This window comes from Alphaproteobacteria bacterium, from assembly GCA_024244705.1.
Taxonomy (GTDB): domain Bacteria; phylum Pseudomonadota; class Alphaproteobacteria; order JAAEOK01; family JAAEOK01; genus JAAEOK01.
On the sequence record JAAEOK010000049.1, the window covers coordinates 17,164 to 28,234 of the forward strand.

General features: G+C 65.2%; 12 protein-coding genes. 4 read left to right on the forward strand and 8 right to left on the reverse strand.

The window, feature by feature from the left end; translation table 11 throughout:
• The 4 genes from mnmG to GY791_07750 form a co-directional block, all read right to left on the reverse strand.
• Positions 1-1,869 (reverse strand): tRNA uridine-5-carboxymethylaminomethyl(34) synthesis enzyme MnmG, encoded by a 1,869-nt coding sequence (gene mnmG, locus GY791_07735; GenBank protein MCP4328311.1) that lies wholly within the window; start codon positions 1,867-1,869, stop codon positions 1-3.
• Between the two features lie 67 nt (positions 1,870-1,936).
• Positions 1,937-3,277 (reverse strand): tRNA uridine-5-carboxymethylaminomethyl(34) synthesis GTPase MnmE, encoded by a 1,341-nt coding sequence (gene mnmE, locus GY791_07740; GenBank protein ID MCP4328312.1) that lies wholly within the window; start codon positions 3,275-3,277, stop codon positions 1,937-1,939.
• Positions 3,278-3,296: 19 nt separating this feature from the next.
• Complete coding sequence (locus GY791_07745; protein MCP4328313.1) at positions 3,297-3,650, reverse strand: (2Fe-2S) ferredoxin domain-containing protein; 354 nt, start codon at positions 3,648-3,650, stop codon at positions 3,297-3,299.
• Positions 3,647-3,898, reverse strand: a complete 252-nt coding sequence (locus tag GY791_07750; protein ID MCP4328314.1) for a hypothetical protein — start codon at positions 3,896-3,898, stop codon at positions 3,647-3,649. Before GY791_07750 ends, GY791_07745 begins: the two co-directional genes overlap by 4 nt.
• Before the next feature lie 128 nt (positions 3,899-4,026).
• On the opposite strand from GY791_07750, the gene GY791_07755 reads away from it, so the two are divergent.
• Positions 4,027-6,045: a thioredoxin domain-containing protein gene (locus GY791_07755; GenBank protein MCP4328315.1), complete on the forward strand. Its 2,019-nt coding sequence runs from the start codon at positions 4,027-4,029 to the stop codon at positions 6,043-6,045.
• Between the two features lie 271 nt (positions 6,046-6,316).
• Entirely contained in the window at positions 6,317-6,775 is a 459-nt protein-coding gene (locus GY791_07760; protein ID MCP4328316.1) for a methylated-DNA--[protein]-cysteine S-methyltransferase, read from the forward strand.
• Between the two features lie 142 nt (positions 6,776-6,917).
• Here the strand turns inward: GY791_07760 and GY791_07765 are convergent, their stop codons facing one another.
• Positions 6,918-7,823 carry a DMT family transporter gene (locus GY791_07765; GenBank protein ID MCP4328317.1) on the reverse strand — a complete coding sequence of 302 codons (906 nt, stop codon included), beginning with the start codon at positions 7,821-7,823 and terminating at the stop codon, positions 6,918-6,920.
• 186 nt (positions 7,824-8,009) lie between these two features.
• Here GY791_07765 and GY791_07770 point away from each other — a divergent pair, with 186 nt between their 5' ends.
• Both GY791_07770 and GY791_07775 read left to right on the forward strand, forming a co-directional pair.
• Positions 8,010-8,705: a dienelactone hydrolase family protein gene (locus tag GY791_07770; protein ID MCP4328318.1), complete on the forward strand. Its 696-nt coding sequence runs from the start codon at positions 8,010-8,012 to the stop codon at positions 8,703-8,705.
• A 6-nt stretch (positions 8,706-8,711) separates the two neighbouring features.
• The gene (locus GY791_07775; GenBank protein MCP4328319.1) at positions 8,712-9,689 is read left to right on the forward strand and encodes a quinone oxidoreductase; all 978 of its coding nucleotides are present in this window, start codon (positions 8,712-8,714) and stop codon (positions 9,687-9,689) included.
• Between the two features lie 213 nt (positions 9,690-9,902).
• Here the strand turns inward: GY791_07775 and GY791_07780 are convergent, their stop codons facing one another.
• The 3 genes from GY791_07780 to GY791_07790 all read right to left on the reverse strand — a co-directional run.
• Complete coding sequence (locus GY791_07780; protein ID MCP4328320.1) at positions 9,903-10,337, reverse strand: GFA family protein; 435 nt, start codon at positions 10,335-10,337, stop codon at positions 9,903-9,905.
• 41 nt (positions 10,338-10,378) lie between these two features.
• Positions 10,379-10,882 (reverse strand): hypothetical protein, encoded by a 504-nt coding sequence (locus tag GY791_07785; protein MCP4328321.1) that lies wholly within the window; start codon positions 10,880-10,882, stop codon positions 10,379-10,381.
• 69 nt (positions 10,883-10,951) lie between these two features.
• Positions 10,952-11,071, reverse strand: a 120-nt coding sequence (locus GY791_07790) for an IS630 family transposase (protein MCP4328322.1), incomplete at its 5' end; no start/stop codon positions are given.

The following is an 11,071-nucleotide window of genomic DNA, read 5'->3' on the forward strand; positions in this document are numbered from 1 at the left end:
TCAGGCCGCCCGAACCGAACTCCCTTGCTTGCGCACATGGCGCAGCAAGACGGTCAGCGCCGCCGGTGTGATGCCCGGCAGCCGGCCCGCCGCACCCAACGTCGCCGGCCGCGCCGCCGCCAGCCGTTCCCGCACTTCGGCGGACAGCCCGGCGAGGCGGCCGAAATCGAGATCGGCCGGCAACCGCAACGCCTCGTCGCGGCGGAAAGCCTGAATGTCGGCGGTCTGGCGATCGAGATAGCCACGGTAGTGGGCATCGATCTCGAGCTGCTCGGCGATATCGGGATCGATCGCGGCCAACGCGGGCCAGATCATCGCCAGGCGCTCGATGGTCATGTCGGGCCGGGCCAACAGGTCTGGCACGGTCCGCCGTACGCCGTCCTGATTGACGGCGAATCCGTGCGCCGCCAGCTCGCTCGGCGTCGCGCTCAAAGCCGCGACCGAACGACGCGCGGCGCCGAGACGGGCCGCCTTGCGGCGGTAGGTTTCCGCCCGTGTCGGAGAAATGCAGCCGATCCGCGCGCCCATCGGTGTTAGGCGCTGGTCGGCATTGTCGGCGCGCAGGCGCAAACGGTACTCGGCGCGCGAGGTAAACATGCGATAGGGCTCGTCGGCGCCGCGCGTGACCAGATCGTCGATCAGCACGCCGATATAGGCATCGGCGCGGTCGAGGACGAAGGGATCGCCGCCGGACGCGGCGAGGGCGGCGTTGAGGCCGGCCATCAGGCCCTGCGCCGCCGCTTCCTCGTAGCCGGTCGTGCCGTTGACCTGTCCGGCCAGGTAAAGCCTTGAAATGCGGCGCGTTTCCAGAGTCGGGTGGAGTTCCCGCGGGTCGACGAAGTCATACTCGATGGCGTAGCCGGGACGCAGGATTCGCGCATTCGCGCAACCCGGAATATGCGCCACCATGTCGCGCTGAACCTCCTCCGGCAACGACGTCGAAATGCCGTTGGGATAGATCGTATCGTCGTCCAGGCCTTCCGGTTCGAGAAAGATCTGGTGGCGCTCGCGGTCGGCGAAACGCACCACCTTGTCCTCGATCGACGGGCAATAGCGCGGCCCGGTGCCGTCGATCTGCCCGGAATAGAGCGGCGCGCGATCGAGATTGGCGCGAATGAGGTCATGAACCGCCGGATTTGTCCACGTGATATGGCACGGCACCTGGGGCACCTCGATGCGGCGGGTGAGATAGGAAAACGGCAGCGGCGGGTCGTCGCCGTACTGAATCTCGAGCGCCGCCCAATCGATGGTGCGGCCGTCGAGGCGCGGCGGAGTCCCTGTTTTCAGCCGCCCGAGGACGAAGCCGAAGCGCTCCAAGGTGGCGCTGAGACCGGTCGCCGGCGCCTCGCCCACGCGCCCGGCGGGGATTTTCCGAGTCCCGATATGGATAAGTCCGCGCAGGAACGTGCCGGTCGTCAAAACGACCCGGCCGGCCGTGATCGTTGTACCGTCGGCGGTGACAACACCGCACGCGCGGCCCGCCCCGTCGAGTTCGACGTCTTCGATGGCGAGCGCGCGGATATCGAGGTTGGCGGTCGCCGCCAACTGCGCCTGCATGCCGGCCCGGTAGAGTCGGCGGTCGGCCTGGGCCCGGGGGCCGCGCACCGCGGGTCCGCGGCTGCGGTTGAGGAGCCGGAATTGGATCCCGGCGCCGTCGATGACCCGGCCCATGAGCCCGTCGAGGGCATCGATCTCACGCACCAAATGGCCCTTCGCCAGACCGCCGATCGCCGGATTGCAGGACATTTCGCCGATCGTGTCGAGACGATGGGTGGCCAACAGCGTGCGCGCGCCGAGGCGCGCCGCCACCGCGGCCGCCTCGCAGCCGGCGTGGCCGCCGCCGATGACGATGACATCGTAGCTCTTCATGGCGCGAAATCTAGGCACCGTGCGGCGGCGAGTCAAAGGCCAATCGGGCCATGTTTCACGTGAAACATTACTTGCCGATGCAGAAATCGGCGAAGATGACATCGAGCAGGTCTTCGACGTCGACGCGCCCGGTGATGCGCCCGAGGGCGCGCCCGGCGAGGCGCAGATCCTCCGCCGCCAACTCCGGCAAAGCCGCGGATTTGGCCCGCTCCAGCGCCTCGACCGTGTCCTCCAGCGCGCGCCGGTGGCGGGCCCGCGTCAGGCTCGGCCCGGCATCCCCGGCCAGGCGTTCGGCGACGATAACCTCGAGCCGCGCCAGGACCGCCGCCAGCCCGTCGCCAGTCGTCGCCGATACGGCAAATGCGCACTGTCCGCCGACCGCCGCGTCGTCGGGCACCACTGCCAGGTCCCGCTTGTTGATCAACACCAGCGTGTCGTCATCGACGAAGGCCTTGGTTTCGCTATCAATTTCGGGCCACGCCGTGGCGTCGAAGACGGCCAGCCGCAAATCCGCCGATGCCGCGCGGTGGCGCGCCCGGCGGATGCCTTCGGCCTCGATATCGCCGGAGGCCGCCCGCAATCCGGCGGTATCGGCCACGGTGACCGGAAATCCGCCAAGATCGAGATGAACCTCGATGACGTCGCGGGTGGTGCCGGCGGTGGTCGACACGATGGCCACGTCGCGGCGCGCGATCTGGTTCAACAGTGTCGATTTGCCGGTGTTCGGCGCCCCGACGATGGCGATCATGACGCCGTCGCGCAGACGTTCGCCGCGATGGCCGTCGTCGAGATGGGCCCGGATATCGTCGGTCAATCCGGCGATGCGGGCGAGCAGGTCGGCGGCGGCGCCATCGGTCCCGGCCTCGTCGGGAAAATCGATCTCAGCCTCGGCATGGGCCAGCAGGCGGATCAACCGCGCCCGCCAATCCTCGTAAAGCACGCCGAGGGCGCCCTCCATCTGGCGTACTGCCTGGCGCCGCTGGGCCTCGGTCTCGGCGTTGATGACATCGGCCAGACCTTCGACCTGGGTCAGGTCGAGCCGATCGTTATCGAATGCGCGGCGGGTGAATTCGCCGGCTTCGGCGGGGCGCAGGCCGGCAATCGCCGCCAGGGCGTCGGTCACCGCGGCGACCACGGCGCGCCCGCCGTGGACATGGAACTCCGCCATGTCCTCGCCACTGAACGTCGCCGGGCCGGGCAACCAGATGACGATGCCGCGATCGATCAGAGCGCCGTCGCCGGGCGCCAGCAGCGACACCAATCGGGCCCGTCGCGGCGGCGGCGGTCGGCCGCCGGTCAGGATCGTCACCGCCGCCGCCGATTGGGGTCCGGACAGGCGAAAAACGGCGATACCGGCGCGGCCGGCGCCGCTCGATAGCGCAAAGATGGTGTCGTGTTGAGCGCTCACCCGGGCCGAGCGCCGCGGCTCATCCGGCCAAGAGGCCTTCCGGACGGTCTTTCGGATAGAGCATCAGGCGCGCGACGCGCCCGCCGTCGCGGACATGGGTTTCGAGTATTTCATCGATGTCGGCCGTCGTGTCATAGCGATACCACACGCCCTCGGGATAAATCACCATCGTCGAGCCCAATTCACAGCGGTCGAGACAGCCCGACGCGTTGATGCGCGTGCGCTTGAATCCCATCTCTTTTGCTTTATTTTTCATATAGTTACGGAGCTCGATCGAGTCTTTTCCGGCACAACATCCGCGCGGATGGCCGTCCGGCCTGACGTTGGTGCAGCAAAACACGTGGCGGCGATAGAAAAGCTCCGGATCGGTCATGCCTTTTTCCCACCCTTGGCCGCGCCCGCCAACTGGTCCCAAAACATTTTCTGCATCTGCTCGACACCCTGCAGCGACGCCGGCAGCCAGGTCTTGAAAATAGCCTCGGGGTCCATCGATTTGATGTTGGCGACCATTTGCTTTTCGATTTCCGCGATCAGCTTTTCCTGCATCGCCTCGACATTGGGCAGGCCGAGAAAGGCCCGCGCCTCGGCCGGCGTACAGTCGATATTGATGGTGAATTTCATTGCTCAACCTCTCGCCGCGTGGTTGCTCCCCATTTAGAGCTTGAGCTGGCGGAATTTAAGACCAATTCTCATCACCCTAGGCGAAGGTGCCGCATCGCGCAACGCCGCTTGAACCACCGGAATGTAATATGCCCGACAACCGCCTCGCCGCCGAAACCAGCCCCTATTTGCTGCAGCACAAGGAAAACCCGGTCGATTGGTGGCCGTGGGGGCGCGCGGCGCTCGATGCCGCGGCCGCCGGCGACAAGCCGATCCTGCTGTCGGTCGGCTATTCAGCCTGCCATTGGTGCCATGTCATGGCCCATGAATGCTTCGAGGATGCGGGCATCGCGGCGCTGATGAACGATCTGTTTATCAATATCAAGGTCGACCGCGAAGAACGCCCCGACCTCGACGGCATCTACCAGTCTTCGCTCGCCCTGCTGGGGCAGCAAGGCGGCTGGCCGTTGACCATGTTCCTGACGGCGAAGGGCGAGCCGTTCTGGGGCGGCACCTATTTTCCGCCGACACCGCGCTTCGGCCGGCCGGGCTTTCCAGAGGTGCTGCGGCGGGTGGCGGAGATCTTCGCCGACGAGCGCGACAAGGTGGATAACAACGTCGACGCCTTGGCCACCGCGCTGCAGCGGCTGGACCCGCCGGAAAGCACGGCGAGCTGGCCCCAAGACCTGGTCGACCAGGTCGCCGGCCATGTCATGGGTTCTGTCGACATGGTCCTCGGCGGTATCGGACCGGCGCCAAAATTTCCCCAGCCGTCGCTGTTCGCGCTGCTGTGGCGGGCGTGGCAGAAAACCGGAACGCAGCGCTATTTCGACGCCGTCACGGTGACCCTGAACCGCATGTGCCAAGGCGGTATCTACGACCATCTCGGCGGCGGCTTCGCCCGCTACTCGACCGACGACCGGTGGCTGGCGCCGCATTTCGAGAAGATGCTTTATGACAACGCCCAAATGGTCGAACTCCTGACCCTGGTGTGGCAGGAAACCGGCAACCCGCTCTATGCCGCGCGGGTGCACGAGACCATCGACTGGCTGTTTCGCGAGATGCTGACCGCCGAAGGCGCGTTCGCCGGCACCCTCGACGCCGACAGCGAGGGCGAGGAAGGCAAGTTCTACGTCTGGTCGGCCGACGAGATCGCCACCGCGCTGGGCTCCGATGCCGCCGTTTTCGCCGCTGCCTACGACGTCCGGCCGGCCGGCAATTGGGAAGGCAAGACCATCTTGAATCGCTCCGCCCGGCCCGACCTGAAGTCGGACCAAGACGAGCAAGAGCTCGCCCAACTGCGTGTCAAGCTATTGAAAATACGCGATAAACGGATTCGCCCCGGCCTCGACGACAAGGTCCTGGCGGATTGGAACGGGCTCATGATCGGTGCCCTGGTCCGGGCCGCGCAAGCGTTCGACCAGCCGGCATGGCTGACCGCCGCGCGTAATGCCTTCGCCTTCGTCGCCGATGCGATGGCCGTCGACGGCCGCCTGCGCCACAGTTGGCGTGAGGGCCGTGCCGCCCATCCGGCAACGCTCGACGATTACGCGCTGATGATCCGCGCCGCCCTGCTGCTTTACGAGGCCACCGCCGAAACCGCCTACCTCGATCGCGCGCAGGCGTGGTGCGATATTGTCGAGCGCCACTATCGCGACGGCAAGGGCGGCGCCTACTTCCTCGCCGCCGACGATGTCGACGACCTGATCGCGCGCACCAAGACCTCGTTCGACAACGCGACCCCGGCCGGCAATGCGATATTGGCGGAGGACTTCGTCCGCCTCTACCACCTGACCGGCGACGCCCGTTATCGCGACCGGGCGGAAGAAATCTTCCGTGTTTTCGCCGGCGAACTGGAACGCAATGTGCTGGCCCTGACCAGCCTGATCGCCGCCTACGACTTCTATCAGGAGCCGTTGCAGGTGGTTCTCGTCGGCGCTGCGGGGTTGGAGTCCATGACTGCGCTGCTGCGCACCGTGTATGGTATCTCGCTGCCTCATAGAATTCTGCAGACGATCGGCCCCGACGATACCCTGCCCGACAGTCACCCCGCCGCCGGTAAGACGCCGATCGACGACCAGGCAACCGCCTACATCTGCCGCGGGCCGACCTGTTCCCTGCCGCTGACCGGCGCCGACGCGCTCGAGGCCGCGTTGATGGAGGCTTAATACCAAAGTTCGATGATAGGAACCCATCTCACCGCAGGGATTTTGTCCGCTCACCAGGCGCGGGGCGCGCCGTGGTGCAGATCCACCACAAGCGGCCCGCAACGCCGTGAGCGGGCCAAAGACCGCGGCCTTCGGTGGGGCAAATCGGCTCCCCGGGTGCGTTGCGGCGCTCGCCCGATGCCTCGACATCGCGTTTCGCACCGCGCCTGCCCGGATAACCCGATATGCACCCATGAGATGTGTCCCTATCATCGAACCTTGGTATAAGCCGATGCCGCACGCCGTCTATGACAGCCCGGTCGGACCGCTCACAGTGGTCGAGGAGGATGGCGTCATTACCGAGCTTCGCTTCGAAGACCGCCCCGACGTCAGCACCACCCCGCTGCTCGCCGCCGCCTGCGAACAGCTCTACGGCTACTTCTATTGTGGCCTGCGGGCGTTCGAGCTGCCGCTGCGCCCGGCCGGCACCGAGTTTCAGCAGGCGATCTGGGACGCCATGCTACGGATCCCGCCGGGTCAGGTGCGGACCTATGGCGAGCTCGCCGCGGCGGTCGGCTCGCCGGGCGCCGCGCGCGCCGTCGGCGGCGCCTGCGGCAAAAACCCGATCCCGGTCCTCATCCCCTGCCACCGCGTCATCGCCGGCGACCACCTCGGCGGCTATTCCGGCGCCGGCGGCCTCGCGACCAAGTCGGCGCTGCTTCAACTCGAGGGCTATTTGCTCTGCGCCTAGGCGACGGTTTTGATCGGGCGTCAAGCATCAGCGCCGCAGTGTAAAGACAAACCGGCCTGTCTTGTTTCTAGCGCCGCTGTGCGTGGGGCTGGTCCCCGCATGGCAAGCAGGGCGTCCGCGCAGGGATTCATAGACTGATCTTTCAGTATTGTTTCGCGTGGCACGGTCGGGTGATCTTCCCGATTAGCCGGCCGTCGATAGCGGCCAGCCCGCCCAGGATCAGCGCCAAGCCGACCCAGGCATTCCAGCCCAAGCGCTCGTCGAGCACGATGTAGCCGAGAACGGCCGCGATCACCGGCAACAGAAAGGTGACCAACAGCAGGTTGGTCGCCCCGGCCACCGCCAGCAGGCGGAAGTAGATGACATAGGCGGCGGCCGACCCGGCGACGGCGAGACCGATCACCGCGCCCCACGCTTCGGCGCTCGGCGCCACCTGCCATGGCATCTCGACCCACAACGCGACCGGTGCCAGCAACAGGGTCGAGCCCCAGAGCATGCCGGTCGCCGCGACGACCGGTGACAGGCCGTGAAACCGGCGGCCGTAAATCCCGGCGCAGGCATAGCTCAACGCCGCCCCCAGCACGGCGACCTGGCCGATATTGTGCCAGCTCCAGCCGGCCACCGCCTGATCGCCGATGAGCACCGCGACACCGCAGAAACCGAGCCCGACCCCGGCCAACCGGCCCGGCGTCAAGCGCTCGTCGCGGGTCGCGGCATGGGCGATGAGCACGGTGAAGATCGGCGTCGTCGCGTTGAGGATCGCCGCCAGCCCGCTGTCGATATAGGTCTGGCCCCAGACGATGAGGGTGAAGGGTAGGGCGTTGTTGAGCGCCCCCATGATCAGGAACGCGCCCCAAATTCGGAACGCGGTCGGCAGCCGCACGCCGATCAGCGGCAGCACCGCGGTCAGAACCAGCGCCGCCAGGCCGACCCGCCCGAGCGCGATCGTCAGCGGCCCCAGCGCGGTCAGCGCAATCGCGTTGAGCAGGAAGACGCCACCCCACAGCACCGAGAGCAGGATCAGCAGCGTCCATTCTGTTGCTCCCATACGCAATGCGGTCATCTCGCGCCCCTTCGGCTCCGTCGCAGGAGCAGAGTGGGCCCGATTCCGGGGGCGCCTTCTATCCGCTTCGTGTCGGCCTATTCGATCGCCCCGCGGCGGCGTGACAAGCCTTTGGGGGCGCTATATCGTACGGCCGACGAAGATCAAGAACTGGCCCGCAGGAGGAGCCTCATGCCCGATCTCATCATCACCGGCCCGGACGGAAGATTTCCGGGGTACCTCGCCGTACCGGAAACCGGCGCCGGTCCCGGCATCGTCCTCATCCAGGAGATCTTCGGCGTCAACAAGGTCATGCGCGACCTCGCCGACGGCTTCGCCGGCAACGGCTATGCGGTGCTGTGCCCGGACCTGTTCTGGCGCCAGGAGGAAGGCATCCAGCTCACCGATCAGACCGAGGAACATTGGGCCCGCGCGTTCGAGCTCTACCAGGGCTTCGACGAGGATGCCGGCATCGTCGACCTTACCGCGGCGCTCGATCATCTTCGCGGTCACGAGGCCTGCACCGGCAAGGTCGGCACCGTCGGCTATTGCCTGGGCGGCAAACTGGCCTACCTGATGGCGACGCGGTCGGACGCCGACTGCAATGTCGGCTATTACGGCGTCGGCATCGAAAACAACCTCGACGAAGCCGGCAACATCGGTCACCCGCTTATGCTTCATGTTGCCGAGAAGGATCAGTTTTGCCCGGCCGAGGCCCAGCAGAAGATTCACGCCGCGCTCGACGGCGCCGCCAACGTCACCATCCGCGACTACGGCGGCATGGACCATGCTTTCGCCCGGGTCGGCGGCGAGCACTACGATGCGGACGCCGCCGCCGCCGCGAACGGGCGCACGTCCACGTTCTTTGAACAGCACTTGAGAGGATAGTTGGCAATGACCAAGGCAATCCGCATCCACGAGCCCGGCGGGCCCGAGAACATGGTCTGGGACGAGGTCGAGGTCGGCGATCCGGACGAGGGCGAGGTTCGGCTGCGGCAGACCGCGGTCGGCCTCAACTACATCGACACCTATCACCGCAGCGGTGCCTATCCGTTGTCCGATATGCCGGCGGTCATCGGCATGGAGGGCGCCGGCGTGGTCGAAGCGGTCGGCGCCGGGGTCACAGAGTTCCGCGAGGGCGACCGCGTCGCCTATGCCGCGATGCCGGTCGGCGCCTACGCCGAATCACGGCTCATCCCCGACCACCGCATCGTCAAGCTGCCCGGCGACATCGACGATCAAACCGGGGCGGCGATGATGCTGCAGGGCATGACCGTCGAGTACCTGATCCGCCGCACCTATCGCGTCCAGCCCGGCGATACCGTGCTGTGGCAGGCCGCCGCCGGCGGGGTCGGGCTGATCGCCTGCCAATGGCTCAAGCATATCGGCGCCACCATCATCGGCACCGTCGGCAACGCCGAAAAGGGCGAGCTCGCCAAGGCCCACGGCTGCACCCACATCATCAATTACCGCGAGGAAAACTTCGTCGACCGGGTGCGCGAACTGACCGCCGGCGCCGGCGTGCCCGTGGTCTATGACGGCGTCGGCAAGGATACCTTCGACGGCTCCCTCGACTGCCTGCGCCCGCGCGCCATGATGGTGTTGTTCGGCGCCGCCTCGGGCCCGGTCGCCGATTTCAATACCGGGCTGCTGGCGGCCAAGGGCTCGCTCTATCTGACCCGGCCGACGCTGATGACCTATACCGCCTCGCGCGAGGACATGGTGGAAAGCGCCACCGCCCTGTTCGACGTCGTCCAGAGCGGCGCCGTCAAGATCGAGATCAACCAGACCTATCCGCTGGCCGAAGCGGTGCAGGCACACCAGGACCTGGAAAGTCGCCAGACGACCGGCAGCACGGTACTGCTGCCGTAAAGATCCGGCGCGGGTTCGGGAGCAGGATGGTTTTAATTAGGTTTGAATAGCAACGTCATTGCGAGCGCAGCGAAGCAATCCAGAGTTGGCGTCGAGAGCGGGGCGAGATTCCTGGATCGCCGCGCCGCCTCTGGCGGCTCGCGATGACGGTTCCCGTTAGGGCCGGCCGCGCACCGTTGCATGCTGCGCAGCACTCGAGATAACGAAATTGCCCTAATCCCGCTTCGGGTAACCGTGACCCCAATGCGCCGCCTCGAGCCGCGGCAGGTCGTCGCCGAGCTCGATCCAGCTCAGCTTCGAGCCGATCCAGAGATGGTCGTCGGGGGTGACCGCTTGCGGGTCGTCGAGGGCGGCGGCCGAGACATCGACCTCTTCGGGATGGTCCTCGCTGCGGTAGGCGAGCGCGGTGCCGCAGCGTTCGCAGAATGCCCGGCGGACGGTAGCCGACGACGCGTATTCCTTCGGCATGCCGAGGCTATAGGCGAAGTCCTCGCTCTTGGCCGTGATCCAGGTCATGAATGGGGCGCCGGTCGAACGTCGGCAATCGGCGCAATGGCAATGGCTAACCGCCATCGGCGTGCCGGTGATCTGGAATCGGACGCCGCCGCACATGCAGCCGCCGGTGAGTTTGATTTTTTTGCCGGTCAATTGGACTTCTGTTCGATCGCTAGAATCAAATAAAACTATAGTTATTGCACGTTTGTTTCTGTGAAGGAGCTTTCGCTCACTCTGTCTTGAATTGAAGCACGCTCGACCGCTTTTTCAGCCAAACGGCTGACCAATATTTCAATTAGAAATATCGCGCCTAGCAATGCAAGACCTCCTCCTAGTATCCACCAATAATAGCCAGTGACAAAGGCCAACGATGGCAACAACAGACCCATCATCAGCCATATGGCGAAGAAGATCGATGAGCCTTTCCACCCTCTGGCACGTATCCAGACAAACGGGCGCCACAAGATCCGGTCGAGAAGTTTCCTACTCGCGGAATCGGCTGCAAAAAATAGAATAGCAGCGCTTTTGTCACCGGGCGTAAGTTGGAGGACAAACCAAGCAATATCTGTAGCCTCTTCGTAATTTCCTCGTAAGAATTCAATTGTTGCCAAGGTTTTCAATAGGTTCGGATCATCGCCTTTCCCAGCAAGCAATTCCTCGACATGATCCTTAGCGGCGTCGATATTTCCCGATTCCAAATTGTGGTCCGCCAATAACCCAAGGGCATAATCATTCTCGGGATCAATCCTTATACCAAATCCCGTTGATCATGACCTATGTGCCCATTGCCTGTGTCCGATCGACATGATTTTCCAGGGCTGATCGATGAGCTTGTTCCAGGCGTCACAGCAGTGGTCGACGATGTCGTCGTATGAGTTGAAGACGCG